Genomic DNA, 16,270 nt, shown 5'->3' with positions numbered 1-16,270 from the left:
GCGCAACTATGGCTATCAATGACAGAGACGAAACGATTGAGGAAGAACCCTCAACGTACAATCGTAAGGCTCAACGAACTGGTATTTTCATCCTTGCTGCGCTCCTGATTGTGTTGTGTATTGGCACGATCATGCGTTTGGTCGGCGGCGGCACACAGGTAACGACGCAACAAACAGAGCGAGGACCCGTTGATACTCGCCAGTCGCCAGAACAAGAAGATGAGGACTTTCTTAATCGCCTTAATCGAGCGGAACGCAATCAGCAAACCCGCGATGAAGATCCCCGCGAGAGTTTGATTGAAAGCCTGCGCGGTCAGCGCGACGAGCAAAACAACCCCGCACCGGTTGCACAGCCGCAAGTTGACGAGTGGCAGCAAAAGGAATTAGAGCGCGTCCGGCTCGCTAGATACGATGACTACGATCTTGATTTAGGCTTCGAGTCCCCTTCGACACGACCGCAAATACAGACGGCTTCAACGGCCGATTTGACCCCGAACCGGCAGGCCAGTGTCAACGACACGATTGCCAATGTCCGTCGTGAAATCGCTCGCGCGAACGCTTACAAGGCGCAGATAGAGCAGGGCGGCGCTCGCGCTATTCCTGCTGCTGGCTCGACTGCGGCTGCACCGCAAATACCACTTGAGCTAGGCCATACCCGTTCCAACTCCGTTGACGGTCTGCCACAAGAAGGCCAGAAACTTTTGCCGGTAACGACGGTCATTCGAGGTGTTCTCGACCAGAAAATCATTAGTGATTACGTGGGTCCATTTCGTGCTCGCATCATTGAAGACGTTTACGACGTGAGCAATCGTTATATTCTGATTCCGAAAGGTTCGACGATCGATGGTCGATCGCTGCGAATCAGTAACGTCAACGAGCCGATCCAGGCGCGTATGGCTTTGACCGTGAATTGGGTGGTACTGCCCAACGGCCACAAGTTGAACTTTTCACGTCAATACGCTTTGGATCGAGAAGGCGTTGCGGCCGTCAAGGACAAGGTTAACCGACATTTCCTTGCGCAATTCCTGGGTGTTGCTGCTTACGCTGTCTTGAGCTCAGAAACCAGCCGTTCCGGTACTGGTTTCAATAGCGATGATACGTTTGCCGGTGATATAGGCGAGTCGGCGCGACGTGAGTTTGCCCCGCTTGCGCAAAAGTATTTGCGTCTGGTGCCAACGATTACGTTGCGACCTGGTACACCCATCCGCGTCTACATAGCCGAGGAACTATACATCACGCCTTGGGCAACCGTGGGACAGGATTATGCTAGCAACCGCTGAGGTGAAATCTTACTTCGACATCGCACGGCCTGTTGTCCTCGCGGCACTGCCACCGATGACGTTGTTTGTGCTTGCTTCATTCCTCCCAACAGTGTGGGGTATCCACACTGGCGTACCTGTTGCGGTGCTCGCTTGCGCCGCAACTTTCTTTTTCCTAAATCGTGTTCAACAGAACATCGAGGAAATGCCATACGGACCCGCACAGGTTTGTGTGAGTTTCCCGTTCACGGCGCTTACCCTTACCTGGCTAATCGCTTTAGTTACGTTCGATGACCTCACTAGCATCGGAAAAATTCTGCCCGGTTATTTGCTTGCCATGCTGACCGGCCTTTGGCCGATCTTTCGCAAATCCCGCGAGAACGAAATCATCAAGCGTCGAATGGAATACGTGACCAGCGCAGTTATCGCGACTGGTGTCTATCTAACCCTAATTATTGCTGGAGTATTGTCGTAATGAAGAATTTTCTGATTATCGCTCTAGCGTCAACTTGGCTTATCTCATCGAGTGCGTTCGCGTCTTCCGCTGGATTAAAAGCTCAAGTGCGCTTTGAGCTGCCAAGCCATATCACCACTGTCGCCCAGGCCGCGGACTGGTTCTTAGAACCACATGGCTACCGACTTGCGTTAGGCGGTAATGCGCCGCGCGAGGCCAGTGCGATCGCTTTGCAATCGCTACCCGCTGCACTTCCGAACGGCCGCGTAATGACTATTGAAGATGCACTTCTCGCTATTACGCTGGACGATCAAGCAGTAGTAATCGACAACGAACACAAGCTCGTCTCTTTTGAGCTTTTCCTAGGAGGCGCACAGTGAAATATTTTGCTCTTGTTCTTACCACTTTTTTGCTTGCGTCGTGTGCCACGAACGTTGAGCGAGATCCGATTGACTACAAATCCCGAGACTATAAGTCGCAGCAAAATGAGCGAATCATTTATCGCGATTTGACCGTGCCGAAGTCCGGTGCGCAATCGTCTGCAGCGCCTTCGTCTCGAGAAGCAGAGCTTGCCGCCATTACCCGCGACATGCGCGCCGGTGATCGCGTCCCGACTCAAACCCAGGTTAGCGAAGCGCAACCTGCTTTAGCTGATGCGAAGCCAGCAGCCATTGTGTCAGTACCCCACGTCACAGACCCGTTCTACATTCCGTTCTACAACGAATCGTCCGTGCTGCCGAGTGAACGACTGCCGGTGCTACGTGACATCGTGAAGCACCACAAAGACGGTAATCACTACGTGGTGATGGGTCACTCGCATGGACAGAGTTTTGTCGGAACGGCGAAACTCGCACAGCAACGCGCCGAGGCCGTCACCAACTGGATGATCGGCCAGGGCATCGATAAGACTGTAATTCATCAAACCGCTTCATGGGGCAGCCATCGTGATTCGTTGGCGCCGCCCAAGGGCGTTTTGGTTTATGTGACCGGTGAGCACAACGGTCGTTATCTTCTATCTCTAACCCCATTCGACTTTGATAAGGAGGCCGAGTATGAACAACCTCAACTCGCATCGACCGGCACGTAGATTTGCCGGACTACTCACAGTCTTAGGACTGTGTTTTGCCCTCTCTGCGCCGCCTGCTGTTGCAGGGCCATACGACTTCGACGACGACAACAAGAAGGACATGGCCAGCGCATTCTTGATGTGCGCGACAACTGGATTCGTTCTAGGTGAGTGCCCATCGGTATTCGTCAAATGCTGGCAACCGCCGCTGATTTACCTCAAGCGTCACCGAAGCCATTTCCATGTTCGGTCCTACTGCACACGACTGCCGTCTTGGGACACGTCCGACGGTGCTGTGAACGACGCTTTGGCCTATGCCGAAGCAAACTCGCCGGAGGCGGTTGCGTACTCGGCTGGCCCTCAACCAGCGGAATTCAGCTTGACCCCTCAGATTTGTATCGACGCTCCCTATCTGTGCCCCACAGAGGAAGACGAGGCGGCGTATGAAGCCGCTGAGGAAGCCGCTGCGCTCGCCCAGGCCGAGCTAGAGGCTTGCCTTGAAAACCCCGAAGCGGACTGCTCAGAGCTTGAGCCAGGCCCCATTGACGACGATCTACCGCCGATCTGCGCCGATAACCCCGGATTGTGCGATGACGCGCTGGCCGAGGACGATACTTCGGACGAGGACGAAGGGGATGCGCCCGATTTCGTTCACCCGATCTGTGAAGACAACCCGCAGCTTTGCGAGGACGTACTAGCAGGCAACAATTGATGGTCGGGATTCGTCTGAAAATCAATGATGTAAAGCCTACGAGAGATGGGCTTTGGTCAGTAAGCAGGACTGTACGTGGCGATGAAATTACTTTCACAGGACCCGACCGAAATCAGGTGCTTGAGCAAGCGCAAGCCCATTTCAACCGGGTCCTTTCTCACCACAACGCCCCTGGGCAGGGAAAGGCGGAGGCCTCTACCTGCGCCTACAGGGTCGAGACCTCCTAACCCGAAGCTGTGCGAGCACAGCTAAGGGCTGCTGACGAGTTTATACCTGTCGGACGAATTGATGAACACTGATTGCTAACGATCTGGAACTAATATTATCGACGAAGTTTATAAATGGGCGATCAGGATCAACTTGTTGTCACAGAACGTTTGGTGTGGTGGAAACATCCACCGAAGTTAAACCAAACCGATGCAGAAATTGAATGGGGATTTTTGCAGTTTTATGACAACGGAACCTACGCATTTATTGACGAACGCCCAACGGATGATGAGATACGCACTCGAACTTCGTGCCTTCTTCGACACGACTCGGATCAGGAGGTGACCAGTTTAGACAACTGAACACTTGAGGGGCGCATCGTACCCTTCATTTGTAGATGCCTACCGGCGTCGCGCGCACCTCGGCTTTTCAGGGGTTGGAGAAGACAACATGACTACTAATGTGCAGCGAGATTTAACTCGCAAACTGCTCGAACGTATGCAATCTGGTGATCTGCCTTGGCGGAAACAATGGGAGCATACCGGCGTAGCAACGATGCCGTTCAATTGGTCGACGAAAGACGGCTATACAGGCATCAACATCGTCATTCTCTGGATGGCGATGGATGATTTCGGCTACGAGCACAACGCGTGGCTTACTTTCAAGCAAGCGCAAGCGCTCGGTGGGCGAGTTAGAAAAGGCGAAAAAGGTGTCGGCTGCGTGTACTACAAAACGCTCACGCGTGAAGTAGATACACCCAACGGCGGAACGGAAGAACAATCCTTTCCAATGTTGAAGCGTTTCACTGTTTTCAACATCGCGCAGATTGACGGCCTCGAGGACTTACCTCAACAGCCGGAGATTCGCGAGTATGAAGAAACGGAGATCGTTAACGCAGTAGACCAAATCGCTTCTGTGTACTGCAAAGCCACTGGCTTGTGCATCGTGCGCGGAGGGAATAGATGTTTCTATAGGCCCTCGACGGACGAAGTACACCTGGTTCGGCAATTCGTAGATGGCCCCGCGTATGCAGGGGTTCTAATCCACGAATTGATACATTCGACTGGTCACAAAAGCCGACTGGCGAGACCGCGAATTACCGGAGCTGAAAGCGATAAGAAAGCCATAGCGTTTGAAGAACTTGTTGCGGAACTCGGTGCTGCCTTTGGCTGTGCTGAGATTGGCATTCAAGGGCGGTACGACGATCACGCGTCCTATCTGCAATCTTGGATGTCCGCACTCGAGAACGACGAGCGTTATTTTTTTCGTGCTGCTGCGGCTGCGTCTCTTGCTCATCGCTTTCTTATGAATGGCGGTGAGATCGAACAAACCGTTCGCAAGACAGACGTCGCATGATCGCGCACACAGTCATTAGCCCTCGCGCGGCGAGGTTTTGGACTGTGGTTAGGCTCCGGCTGAAACCATTACGGCGTTCCACCGAACTCTTTTTAGAGCGACCGTGGATTTGGCGTTTTGTGAAAGGATCACCTTCGGGTGATCCTTTCTCATATTTTTCAGCGTGGAGGCACTACTTGAGCGATGAGAGTTTAGGACAACATTGGGCCGCGATTAGAAACGGACAAGTCGTGAAGCTGGTAAGCATGGCCGTGCCTACCGACATCGATAAATCGATCTACAACGACTACGCGGCAAAGCAGCGCGCCGCGCTTTCTTCGTTAGGCGAGATCCGATCGGGCGAGCTGGTCAAGCGTGACGATACCTATCTCTTTGTTCAGCGCCTTTCGCATAAGAACCGATCTAAATCCCAAGAGCATCGATCGCCAAAAACGTTCCCGCTTCATCCGCAAATCCTCAAAGCGTTGCATCCGGACTGGCCGTTCTTATGAATACCGAACGTGCCTTAACTCGCGAACTCACGATCGGCATATTGATCGTGGAAGGCTTCGTGAGCGTGTCTCTGCAAATGATTGCATTGCGCCAACTGGTTCCCTTCGTTGGCTCGAATACTATTATCACCAGCCTTGTTGTTACGGGTTTTCTTGCTGCGCTGGCAACCGGCTACTGGCGTGGTGGGTTGCTGAAAGACGGACACGCTGCTCGACTGCAACGCAACCTGGGCGCGGTCGCGCTGCTCGCCGGCGTCGGGCTTTCCTATGTCGCGGCTGGATTCTTTTTTGAATACACCTTGAAGGTATTACCGCAACTGGTCGCGGTCGCTTTCTATGTCCTTATCATCCTCGCGCCGATCGTCTACTTGCTGGCTGAGACGGTCGTTATTTTGATTAACTACACGCGGGGAGAGCACGCCTCAGAGCAAGCCGGTAATGCCCTGAATCTAAGCACCTGGGGCAACGTCGTCGGTGGGCTGCTGACGACATTGGTCATCATGTATTACCTCGGCGTTGGTTGGGCCATCGCCATTGATTCGGCGCTCTTGTTGATCGCCTACTTATTGATCCCAAGCACGCGCACCGAGTACAAGTTTGTCATCGCACTTTGTGTCAGTGCGATTGTCGTTTTTCTCAACGTTGCGTTTGAGAATTCGACATTTATGCGAACGACTCCGTTCGCCAATTACCGCACCGTCGACATGGCTGACGGGGCGCTTGTGTTAGACATTAACGATAGTTCTGCAAGCCGTACTAACGCGAATGACCAAGGCCATCAGTACATCGAGTATTTTGAAGATCGCGCCTTCAAAGGCCGCGATGCGCTCAAGCCAAAATCTGTACTGGTTTTAGGAGCTGGCGGTTTCACCTTCGGCCGCGGCCGCGATACTACCGACACAACGATAAAGTTCGTTGATGTTGATTCTGCGCTCAACGAGATTGGCGCAGAGTTTCTTGGCATCGATTCGCCAGACTTCGATCTGACCGTATCCGATGCGCGAGCGTTCTTGCTTGCAAGTGACGTTTCGTACGACCTGATTGTGTTAGACACATTCAGCCACGAAACCTCGATTCCATCCCACTTGCTCACGCTCGAGTATTTTCAGTTGGTCAAGTCACGACTTACTGAAAATGGCACGGTGTTAGTCAACATCATCATGCCTAAAGACGAGATCACGCGGTTCAGGCGTGGTTTCGATAACACCATCAGAGCCGCTTTCTCAGGATGCACGACAACGCAGTTGTCGCGCCCATTCGTTCCTGTAGAGGCTGAACTTTATGAATGTCGCAGCTCAGACGTCGACGACTACCGCATGATTTATCGCGACAGCGATACCCGTGCCTCCATCGACAGTTCGAGCTTCTAATGGAGGCTTTATGCTCATTCTTACCAGACGAATCGGGGAGACGATTTGCATAGGTGACGAAGTAGAACTCACGGTACTCGGCGTCAAAGGAAACCAAGTACGACTTGGAACGAAAGCACCACGCGATATGCGTGTCGATCGAGAGGAAATTCGAGATCGCGTGAACCGAGAGCAGCGAGCGGCTCCCGGCGATCGCCACAACAAATAGGAGTGTCATGCACAGCCGTTTGGGGATCTTTGATCCCGCGCCTACAAACGGCGGTAAGCAGTCTGCTTTAAGCAGTCTACCGTCAAGGAATAAAGCCATAGGGCTAGGCCAACAACGCGAAAGCGATGTTGTTTTCGCCTACCTGTTTTACGCGCGTATTCACGCGCTCTCAAGAATTGCTAAGGGCTTCGCCACTCGCGCATTTCAAGGTCAACCGGGTCAGTCGTTGCCCGTGTCCTCGCTGCGCTGCGGGCCGCACCAGCGGCCTCCATCCCGCACCATTCCCTTTCCATTTGCTACCCCAGACTTCGCCAGTCGTGCAGGAGCGATGGCGCATGGCGCTCACGCTCAACACACGAAACCGAGGGGAACAGCAATGGCTAAACTTACTAAGCAAGAATCACGGAATCATCAGGCGGCAATGGAACTGCTGGACAAGGACGTACTGACAGACGACGAGAAAGAGTTTGTTTTTGCGAATTACCATGAAGGTGCGAACACCATCAACGGCGACGCCGGTGCGTTTTTTACGCCGTTGGATTTGGCGTGGGAAGCTGCTTTAGAGCTTGGTACGGCACCAGACAACACAGGGCGGCGGATCATCGACCTTTGCGCGGGTATTGGCGTACTGGCCTATACAACGCTGCTGAGGCATCGAGGCGCGGACGTGACGTGCGTCGAGATCAATCCCGAGTATGTGCGGATTGGAAAGAAGCTGGTTCCCGAAGCGACCTGGATTTGCATGGACGTTACGGACGTCGAGGCGTTGCGCAAGCTAGGCCGGTTTCATAGCGCGATCAGTAACCCACCGTTCGGACGCGTCAGAACCTTTCGAGGCAGTGAAGGCGTGCGTTATCACGGCGGCGAAGCCGAATTCAAAGTGATTGACGTTGCGAGCGAGATCGCAGACGAAGGCGTTTTTATCATCCCGCAGCAATCAAGCGGTTTTCAATATTCCGGTGTCCAATGCTTTGAGCGGCGAGAGTCGGATAAGTACAAGGCGTTTTGTGAGCAAACAGGTTTGGCCTTAGACATTGGCATGGGAATTGATACCAGCTTTTGCGCCGAGTCTTGGAAGGGCGTTAAGCCCGTTGTTGAGCTGGCTTGTGTTGATTTTCGCGACAGAGATTGCACGGGCGAGCAAGGCTCTTTATTTGAGGCGGTCGCGTGATCGGGTGCAATGTTATTACGTGGTGGCTAGAGACGCAGACGCCTCTAGCGCCACAACAGCGCATGGCGCTGAAAGGTGAGTGGCACCTATGGTGTAGAGGACGGAAACAAGAAGATCAACTGATATTCCTTTTCTGGCGGTCACTCGCGACACATACGAATCCCGCGTTTAGGCGGTTAAACTGGCTCCAAGTTATCGATGCAGTGTTAGGCCCTTGGCCGGATCAGCCAACGACGACTTCCATGGAAAAGGAATAAAAGCAATGAATGGAAATCGTGAATTCACGGACCTTCACAAGTTACTCGATAGCCTAGAGCGGTCAGGCATTATCAAAATTTCTCAGTTGCGCGATTTTATGTTTTTCGTCGAGCACGAAGGTAAAACAATGGCCGAAGTTGCCGGAGGCTCGCGCAACCAGGAATACGCGCGCGTGGTTCAGGCCATGCTCCACGTTGGTAAAGGTCGCGCTGACAAAGAAGCGAAGGGACCTGGGCTGGTCGAGACAGTGACCAAACATGGTAACGCGCGGGATCGCTCGATTCGGATCACGCCAAAAGGTAAGCGCGTGTTTAAGAAGCTGTGTGAATACGTGGAATCGAATGGTAGGGCTATGCCCTGACCATCCGATTCAAAGTGCCCGATTGCTAAAGAGCGGGGGGCACTTGGTGAGAGTGGTTAGCTCTCATCGTCCGCCTTCGGCTCGCGGATGTGCAACCGGCCGTTGACGGGTAGGGCGTTCAGTGAAACGTTGATCGAACCGTCTTGGTTTCTCCATGCTGACCCGACACGTTGCCAAAAGTCTTTGGTTTCTTCGCCGGCAGTCTCGATGATCGTGTAAGCGTAAAGGTCTGGTTTTTTGTTAGCCATGAGTCTTGCTCCGTGGTTGGTTGAATGTGGGGTCTTTTGCAGAGCGCCGGATAAGCGAAGCTGTCACCAGGTTGGTGCGGCCCGCAGCGTAGCGAGGACACGGCCTGATTGACTGCAAGCACGTCGCTCTTTGATCCCCATCCATTTATTCAACCCCACGGGGCACGCGGCGAACCCGCATGACCTCGCGGCGATGTATCGAAACGGCGAAGTAAGACTGGCATGTGTCCGGCATGGTGAAAGACGGATCGCATCAAATCCCGCCTACCCACGGCCAGGTTCACACCGTCGATAGGACGCTGTGAGCCTCGAACCCAGGCCCGCCATTAGCTCGCAATCGTGGACGATTGAAGCTGTATGCGTATACAGTACCCGGCCTATGATTGGCCTCGTATTGAATCGACAGCAGAACAAGCGAAATATCCAGCTCACCGACGAGACTCGCTCGGAGACCGTTGGATACCTGTTGCCCGATGGAGAGCGCCGTTTTGTCCGCTGGCTCGGCTTCATCAACCGAGAGCACGCACGCACGCTCCCAGGGGCGAGGCCGGTGCGTTTGGTCGACATAAGCCGGATCGGGGAGGAGGGCGCTGTAAGCGTCTCCTGGAGCGATCTACCGGCCGATCGGCACGTACACGGCTGTCTGACGCCAGAGGGCGCATACGCGGTCTATGAGGCGTCTGTGGCGACCGTTCCGGCCCCTCAGAGCACTTCGACTACCCCGTAAATCGGGCGTATAATGGTCAGTGAGCAATAGTGCTCAAAGAACCTAGTAGGACTTGAAGGCCATTCGTTTACGGATGCCTTCAGGCATTCTCGGATGGGTTTCTGTTCTACGCAAAAGATCGGAAACATCATGCTAGATTCTAAACTTGGTCGACTCTTTGTAGCGTTGCGAAAGCGCCGACTGATTTCCGTAAAAACCTTGCGGGAAGATAGTCGAAAGTTGGGCCTGGTACTCGTCGGATCTGGACTCTTAGCCATCATGCTAAAAGGAGACTGGATCGGCGTTATACCTGTGCTAGTCGGTATCGTCTTGTTGTTCGTTGGTTTAACTCGGCCACGAAGAACACGTAAGACAAAACAGAGTAAAAGGTAGGGTAGTTATGTGAATATTCCAGCGTACATCGCACTAGGCTTAGGCTTATGCGCCGTTGTTGGATTGATCGGCTATCTCTTTTCTCTGTCTCACAAAGACGATGACGATGAGTTCGCCGATCAACACCCCGAAAACACCTAACGCTTTTTAGCACCAGGTTTTTTCAGAAAGGCAATCCTCGGATTGTCTTTCTTTTTGGCAGCAATAAATGTCGTGGTTTGAGGACCGCAGGTCCCGCCGACAAACCACTCCCGATTATTCCGTTGCGTAATTGCAATATTGTGGTATTGCTCTTAAACTGACTGCTCTTGCGCCTACAAGTGAGCGTTCGCATGGTGTCAGCAATCTTCGTCCTTCTCGGTACAGTGATCCTCGCTGCTGCTCTTGGCTCGCTGGCCTGGTTCGTCTACACAACTCAGCAACCGCTTCGCGGTGTGCATCAAATCGTCATGTTCCTAGGCGGGGCACTCGGCATTATGGGCATCGTTGCATTGATGTACTTTGCTGTCTCTTGGGTTCCGATCGACAAAACCTACGCGGCATTGGCGTTCCCCGGTGTTGCCGAAGACAACCGGATTTTGATAGAGCTTTACGCTCAACGCTGGCTTAACTTAGCTGCCTTCGTTGTGTCGATTCCAATCGCAACGATCGCTATTCGCTTCGCAACATCACGCCGTTTCGGTATGACTACCGATTCGCTTGTTGCCAATGCGCCTCAGTAGAGACACGGCAATGACGTATTCTTTTCGGACGATCGCCTTAACTTTGTTGTCAATCGCAGCGCTTGGTTTCATCACCGCGATTGGCATTTCAACGCTGTCGCTCTCGAGTCTCGAGCTGACCTGGTTGCGCCCGGGCGCGCCGGCCTGGTGGCTGGCGACGCTGGTCATAACGGGCGCATGGTACGCACTGCACAAAGGATACTTACGTTGCGTCGTGCCCGTGTTTAAGAGCATCGGTCTAAGGATTTCCCGCATTCTGCCGATGGCCTTTGTAGTGATTAGCATCGTGTTCGGTGTCAACGAGCTCGCGATTGCGCAAGAAGAAAAGAAACGAACGCTGCTCGATACACTCAAAGCAGTTAACGAAGGATTGAAAGAGGTAACAGACGCGGGAAACGAAGTTCGGGGTGCGCTTGAGAATGGCATGGTGCCGGTGCTGGACAGTGTTCAGCACAGTATTTACAGGCCGCCATTCTATGCGAAGAAGGGCATCGTTACGGTGTATACGGGGCCGCTATGTGCCCCGTGTGACGAAGCTGTTGCGCACCTGGTTGATGCTCGAATCGCCCATAAGGTGCTCGACATCACAACCTCGACGCGTGGAAAGCGTGAATACAAAAAGCTGGATGCGCGAGGCGTGCCTATACTTTTATTTATTGGTCGGCGAATGGACGGCTTCACTGCAAGTGACTTCGAGTGTGCAAAAGTCACTCCGAAAGGGCAGGAAGCAGACTGCGTGTTTGAAGAACTGAGCGAACCCGACGATACAGAAAACGATGAGGATAAAGAGACATGATTCTATTTGTGTTCGCAATGTTAGTGATGTTCATAGTCATGGGCACCAAAGCAATCATTGGCCCAATGAAGAAAACCGCCATGATTGGCATGGACGTTATCTTTGTCGCGTCGCTACTCGCGCTGTTCGGTGCAACCAGTTGGGCCGTACCGCTCTACATCGGCGCGTTCCTGATTGCTGTCTTCATGGAGCTAAATCACTTTCAACACGTTTTTCGCAAACGCTGGATCGAAACCGCTAAGTGAGAAGTGTGCGGCCGGTTGCCGCAGTCGCCTTCAAAAACATGCAAGCTGACTGGCGACCATGTTTTATGAAGACTCCAAATTCTGCTCTAACCCTCGGTGCATCCTCCACGTCTGCACCAACGATCCTAACGTTGTAGGCAGCGGCCAGTGGGCCACGCTTCCAAACGGTCTGATGTTTTCTCGCATGAAGCGTGACAATAACTACTATTGCCACGTTTGCTACGACGATCCGGACAATCCCCCGATCGGTGATCTATTCGGCGAATAGGTGAGGCTCTACCAGGACGGTACGCCGGACGCGACCAAAATCATGTAGGCCAGAAAACCAATCCAGAACGTCGATAGGTAGCTCAAGCGTCTTGGCTTTGGCGTACCTTCTTCGGATCGGTTTAAGAGTGGCCACAATCCTGGGATAACGGATAGCGCAAATGCAGGCATGATCGCGATAAAACTCTGCGTCTTGTCGGCCACCAAAAGAGCGATCGACCATACCCCAACGAAGATCAAAAGCGGTGTGCGAATCCACCGAAGCCCCACGTCGTGCGGCATCGATACGATTCGCTCTTGAACTGCGTTCAAGCAAAAAAACGTTGCTAGGAAACTCAAGCCGGCGACGATGACGCCGGTATGGATGTTGAAAATAAAGGGCATAAACGATGCCACGACCAGCAACGTGATGGGTAAGAGTAGGGCGTATACAACAGGCTTTGCTTCTGCAAACCCCGTGTTGTTTTCGATTGCAATGCTCATCGGACTAGCCTGAACGATCTATCCAGCAATGCAAGAGACGAGCACACGCGCATCGGCTTTCAAGTCGCTGTCGTCACCATCGACTATTGCCTCAATTGCGGCCTCGAATTCATCCGCTGTGCTTTCTGACTCGATGCGAAGCCTCGCCATGTGCAGCAGCAACTTTGCTGCGTTGTGCATGACTCGATCGGCCTCGCCTGAATAGGCGATCCCGAACCCTGTTCCCCATCCAATGCCATTCACTGTCATAAACGGCGATAGGCAACCTTGGCGTCTTGCTGTGTACTCCGCGACGATTCGATCCTTGAGCGCGATTGTTTCTTGCATGTTGTTTCCTGGTAGGCGCAGTGGACTATCTTACTCAGAATCGTTAGAGACGGAATTCGCGATTTCACGCGTAAAACACGCTTCAAATGAAGCGCTGGTGTGTTCTCGTTGGGGGAACGATGCTGCTTTTTTAATTTGAGAGCACTGTGCGGCGCGATATTCGCGTCGAATCAGTCGAATTGGCCCGACTGGTTTCCCGGTATGTCCCAGGGATCAACATCGAGTTCTTTGTACTCGTATGAAAATGTCACCTGGTGTTGCTCACACAGCGTCGTCAAAATGCGCTCGCGCAGCTCGTCATTAAGCGGTCGCCACTTCTGCTGTGAGAACACGGGCTTGTTATCAGGCCAGAACAGATCGAGTGTGTATTCGTCCTGATTCAAGTAACGGGGATGATCGACCGGCCGACGATACAGCTCGAGTAGAATCACTCGACCAGGATCGATATCGAGCCATTCCATGACCTGCGTCGCGTAGGGCTGGAAGTTGTTGGTGATCGATGCGGCCGGATTGTCCCAACGTTCACCCAGGACGAGGTAGGTGTGCAAATCGGATTCGCACACGTAGACGTCGACCAGAGCCGGGGTCTGGTGAAATGCTTTGAGCGATGCTCCGTGGTGAGCGATCCATTTCATCGAAAGTCTCCTGTAGGCGCGTTTTTCCTATTCTACTCGCATTTAGGGAATACTCTATAGAATCCCTAATCCACTTTGCTCGCTCTTTTCGGATTTTCCAGCTTTGTCATCCTGCGTTCAGGATTTGCGTTTTACCCTGTAAATTGCAGGGTTTCGTGACGGAGGCCTTCGCCACGGGGTCAGCTGGTGGATCCGCGCGAGCTCGCCGGCGCCGGCGTCCTGCAGGGATCCGCTCGAGCGGATTTATTGGACACCTGATTTGGGATTATCCTAGAGATAATGTTAAGATTTTTGGCGGACTGGACGATATTGGACTGAATTAACCGAAAAAACGCTTGAGGAGGCCGATGGCCTAAACCCGACATGATTGCACGATCGCTACTGCTTTCGACGACGTTGTTGATTGCCTGCTTTGCACAGGCACAGCAACCCGCTCGGAATCCATATGTATCCGAAGCAGCTTGGTACGAGATCGAGCCGGACTACGATTTCATTTATCGAGTCATCGGGCAGAGCGTTGCGCTGGTGGACGAAGCGCCCGACAGCGATGCCGGTGATTGCTATCGAGTGCTCGCGACGATCGAAGACGTCGGCCATCGCAAATTCGCCTTTGCACTGATTCCCGATCAAGCCAGCGGTGAACACACCTGGCTCGCCGCCGGCGAAGACTGCGGCGATCGAGACGTGCCGCTCGATACCCTTGAACAGCAATGGTCAGTGCCGATCGATGAACCACGGCCCGCTTTTGTTTTCCAAGTCATCGGCGAGTCGATAACGCAAATCATCGATATTCAGTATTTGGATAGCAGCAACAAGTACCGCGTGACGGCCAATGTTGCTGATACGAAGTTGTGTATTTTGATGCTCGAGGCGCGTTCAGAGCCGCGCCACGAATGGACAGTCGGCGGGGTAGAGTGCTCTACCCACGCGGACATGCAGGAGACGATGCAAAGGGAAGGGTATTTGGAATTGAAATGACCCGCGTTTCGTAACACTCAACGGGACCCATTGATGGTTGAACCGTTGAATGTGTTATTCAACGCTAGGAGGCCAAATGAATAACGATGATTTTACTAACCGACTCAAAGGAGGTGCTTCATGTTCAAACTGATCATTAAATTGCATGTTGCAATGCTCGTCGTCCTGGTCGGTGCCTTGCTGATCAGCAAGCTCCCTGGCTTCGACGCGGATCTCACCGAGTTCGTTACCTATACGCTCATCGGCCTTGGCCTGATCGTGGTCGGACTCGTCGCGAAGCGACTACTTGGCGCTTACTTCCGTTCCGCTGGCGGTCCCCGCTACAGCGATACGAATCTTCGTGGCGGCGATTACCGCGACGCCGAGCAATACTATGAATAGCCTGGTCGACGGCAACGCCGTCGTTCCAGTGCATTCTACTGTGCCAGTGAATTCACCCGATGTGTTGCATCCGGTGAACGCTGCGCGCCTATTCGATGCGCAAGCGATCGTTGACATCAATTGGGAACGGCTGATCGATCGACGGCCGGTTGCGCTCAAGCAGCATCCGGAATTACCGAAGTATCTGTTGCTTCCGGAGATTGAAAGCGTGCTCGCTGCAACACTCGACGACAGCCATTATTTAATGCTGGATGTGTTGTGGCATACCGGTGCGCGCGTAAGCGAAATGCTCGCGCTCACGCCAGAACACTTCGATTTTCAATACGAAGAAGTCTCTCTTGAGACGTTGAAGCAGAAGAAAGTAGGGCGACCGAAAAAGGTCAACGCCCGGGCGCTGCAACGAGTTGTCCCGACACCAGATCCTGAATTCCTCGAACGCGTTAAGCGTTTCATCGTCACCCATCGGCCAGGGCAGAAAGATCGCCTTTTTCCAGTCACCCCACAAACCGTGCAGAACCGTATCGACAAATGGACGGCCGACCTGGAGCTTCCCTTTCGGCCGACACCCCATACGTTCCGACATTCCTTTGCTGTGAATCAGATCCTTCACTTTGTGCCGGTCAATATTGTGCAAGCCTGGTTAGGCCACAAGAATATTGAATCGACGGTGATCTATACGAAGGTATTGAACACCGAGACCGGCCACTTCATGCGGCATGTGCAGTATCGTCGTCAGACATTGGGCGCGCCGGCGACGCCGGCGCTAGAGGACGCCCAATGAAGGACTTGATACCGCTTTGGTTAATTCATAAAAGCGGGGAGAAGCCCTCAGATTCGGAGAACGACAACAACGGCTGGATCGCCGGGTTGTTTCTGATCGCTGCATTCTTTGCTGGTGAATACTCATACTCGTTTGCCGTCGCCCAGGGGTGGTCGAGTGGGATCGTTTACACGACCGCGACGGCCGGAACGATCGTTGGCGGCATCCTCGGTGCGATCGTTGGATATTTCGCCTTAAAACTTATTGGCATTGCACTCGCGATCGGGCTTGTCGTGTTGATTGGCTACGGGTCGAACTTTATGCAAAAGTTGCTTGATCCCAACGAATTTAGCATCTTGCAAACCAGCATGTTCGCTAGCATCAACAACGTGGATGAAGACCTGTTAGTATGGGCG

22 protein-coding genes are annotated in these 16,270 nt (G+C 53.1%); 18 read left to right on the top strand and 4 right to left on the bottom strand.

The window, feature by feature from the left end:
• The first annotated feature begins 8 nt into the window (after positions 1-8).
• From AAF465_13550 to AAF465_13500, 11 genes are all read left to right on the top strand, one after another.
• A complete protein-coding gene (locus tag AAF465_13550) occupies positions 9-1,280 on the top strand; it encodes a TrbI/VirB10 family protein (GenBank protein MEM7083750.1) in 1,272 nt (423 codons plus the stop codon).
• Positions 1,264-1,734, top strand: coding sequence for a hypothetical protein (locus tag AAF465_13545; GenBank protein ID MEM7083749.1), 471 nt, complete (start codon positions 1,264-1,266; stop codon positions 1,732-1,734). The genes AAF465_13550 and AAF465_13545 overlap by 17 nt, the downstream gene beginning before the upstream one ends.
• Positions 1,734-2,093 (top strand): hypothetical protein, encoded by a 360-nt coding sequence (locus tag AAF465_13540; GenBank protein ID MEM7083748.1) that lies wholly within the window; start codon positions 1,734-1,736, stop codon positions 2,091-2,093. Before AAF465_13545 ends, AAF465_13540 begins: the two co-directional genes overlap by 1 nt.
• A complete protein-coding gene (locus AAF465_13535; protein MEM7083747.1) occupies positions 2,090-2,800 on the top strand; it encodes a hypothetical protein in 711 nt (236 codons plus the stop codon). The genes AAF465_13540 and AAF465_13535 overlap by 4 nt, the downstream gene beginning before the upstream one ends.
• The gene (locus AAF465_13530) at positions 2,766-3,491 is read left to right on the top strand and encodes a hypothetical protein (protein ID MEM7083746.1); all 726 of its coding nucleotides are present in this window, start codon (positions 2,766-2,768) and stop codon (positions 3,489-3,491) included. The genes AAF465_13535 and AAF465_13530 overlap by 35 nt, the downstream gene beginning before the upstream one ends.
• Before the next feature lie 657 nt (positions 3,492-4,148).
• A complete protein-coding gene (locus tag AAF465_13525) occupies positions 4,149-5,054 on the top strand; it encodes an ArdC-like ssDNA-binding domain-containing protein (protein MEM7083745.1) in 906 nt (301 codons plus the stop codon).
• Between the two features lie 230 nt (positions 5,055-5,284).
• A complete protein-coding gene (locus tag AAF465_13520; GenBank protein MEM7083744.1) occupies positions 5,285-5,545 on the top strand; it encodes a hypothetical protein in 261 nt (86 codons plus the stop codon).
• A complete protein-coding gene (locus AAF465_13515) occupies positions 5,542-6,915 on the top strand; it encodes a fused MFS/spermidine synthase (protein ID MEM7083743.1) in 1,374 nt (457 codons plus the stop codon). Before AAF465_13520 ends, AAF465_13515 begins: the two co-directional genes overlap by 4 nt.
• 10 nt (positions 6,916-6,925) lie before the next feature.
• Positions 6,926-7,123: a carbon storage regulator CsrA gene (gene csrA / locus AAF465_13510; GenBank protein ID MEM7083742.1), complete on the top strand. Its 198-nt coding sequence runs from the start codon at positions 6,926-6,928 to the stop codon at positions 7,121-7,123.
• A gap of 232 nt (positions 7,124-7,355) precedes the next feature.
• A complete protein-coding gene (locus AAF465_13505; protein ID MEM7083741.1) occupies positions 7,356-8,294 on the top strand; it encodes a methyltransferase in 939 nt (312 codons plus the stop codon).
• A 262-nt stretch (positions 8,295-8,556) separates the two neighbouring features.
• Positions 8,557-8,913, top strand: coding sequence for a hypothetical protein (locus tag AAF465_13500; GenBank protein MEM7083740.1), 357 nt, complete (start codon positions 8,557-8,559; stop codon positions 8,911-8,913).
• Between the two features lie 56 nt (positions 8,914-8,969).
• On the opposite strand, the gene AAF465_13495 is transcribed toward AAF465_13500, so the two are convergent.
• A complete protein-coding gene (locus tag AAF465_13495) occupies positions 8,970-9,161 on the bottom strand; it encodes a hypothetical protein (protein ID MEM7083739.1) in 192 nt (63 codons plus the stop codon).
• Positions 9,162-10,580: 1,419 nt separating this feature from the next.
• Here AAF465_13495 and AAF465_13490 point away from each other — a divergent pair.
• The 3 genes from AAF465_13490 to AAF465_13480 are packed head-to-tail and all read left to right on the top strand — an operon-like array spanning position 10,581 to position 12,023.
• Positions 10,581-10,982: a hypothetical protein gene (locus AAF465_13490; protein ID MEM7083738.1), complete on the top strand. Its 402-nt coding sequence runs from the start codon at positions 10,581-10,583 to the stop codon at positions 10,980-10,982.
• 10 nt (positions 10,983-10,992) lie between these two features.
• On the top strand, positions 10,993-11,778 hold the full coding sequence (locus AAF465_13485; protein ID MEM7083737.1) for a hypothetical protein: 786 nt from the start codon (positions 10,993-10,995) through the stop codon (positions 11,776-11,778).
• Positions 11,775-12,023, top strand: a complete 249-nt coding sequence (locus AAF465_13480) for a hypothetical protein (protein ID MEM7083736.1) — start codon at positions 11,775-11,777, stop codon at positions 12,021-12,023. The genes AAF465_13485 and AAF465_13480 overlap by 4 nt, the downstream gene beginning before the upstream one ends.
• 276 nt (positions 12,024-12,299) lie before the next feature.
• Here AAF465_13480 and AAF465_13475 read toward each other — a convergent pair whose 3' ends face one another.
• From AAF465_13475 to AAF465_13465, 3 genes are all read right to left on the bottom strand, one after another.
• Positions 12,300-12,773: a hypothetical protein gene (locus AAF465_13475; protein MEM7083735.1), complete on the bottom strand. Its 474-nt coding sequence runs from the start codon at positions 12,771-12,773 to the stop codon at positions 12,300-12,302.
• Between the two features lie 18 nt (positions 12,774-12,791).
• The gene (locus AAF465_13470; protein ID MEM7083734.1) at positions 12,792-13,100 is read right to left on the bottom strand and encodes a hypothetical protein; all 309 of its coding nucleotides are present in this window, start codon (positions 13,098-13,100) and stop codon (positions 12,792-12,794) included.
• Positions 13,101-13,270: 170 nt separating this feature from the next.
• The gene (locus tag AAF465_13465; protein ID MEM7083733.1) at positions 13,271-13,735 is read right to left on the bottom strand and encodes a hypothetical protein; all 465 of its coding nucleotides are present in this window, start codon (positions 13,733-13,735) and stop codon (positions 13,271-13,273) included.
• 363 nt (positions 13,736-14,098) lie between these two features.
• On the opposite strand from AAF465_13465, the gene AAF465_13460 reads away from it, so the two are divergent.
• From AAF465_13460 to AAF465_13445, 4 genes are all read left to right on the top strand, one after another.
• The gene (locus tag AAF465_13460) at positions 14,099-14,713 is read left to right on the top strand and encodes a hypothetical protein (GenBank protein MEM7083732.1); all 615 of its coding nucleotides are present in this window, start codon (positions 14,099-14,101) and stop codon (positions 14,711-14,713) included.
• 120 nt (positions 14,714-14,833) lie between these two features.
• Positions 14,834-15,094 (top strand): hypothetical protein, encoded by a 261-nt coding sequence (locus AAF465_13455; protein MEM7083731.1) that lies wholly within the window; start codon positions 14,834-14,836, stop codon positions 15,092-15,094.
• Complete coding sequence (locus tag AAF465_13450) at positions 15,087-15,875, top strand: tyrosine-type recombinase/integrase (protein ID MEM7083730.1); 789 nt, start codon at positions 15,087-15,089, stop codon at positions 15,873-15,875. The genes AAF465_13455 and AAF465_13450 overlap by 8 nt, the downstream gene beginning before the upstream one ends.
• The coding region (locus AAF465_13445) for a hypothetical protein (GenBank protein ID MEM7083729.1) at positions 15,872-16,270 on the top strand (399 nt) is incomplete at its 3' end. The genes AAF465_13450 and AAF465_13445, both read left to right, overlap by 4 nt.

The sequence above is a fragment of the Pseudomonadota bacterium genome (assembly GCA_039028935.1).
GTDB lineage: Bacteria > Pseudomonadota > Gammaproteobacteria > Steroidobacterales > SZUA-146 > SZUA-146.
Note: the sequence above shows the minus strand (reverse complement) of the source record. Positions and strands in the feature narration are given on the sequence as shown.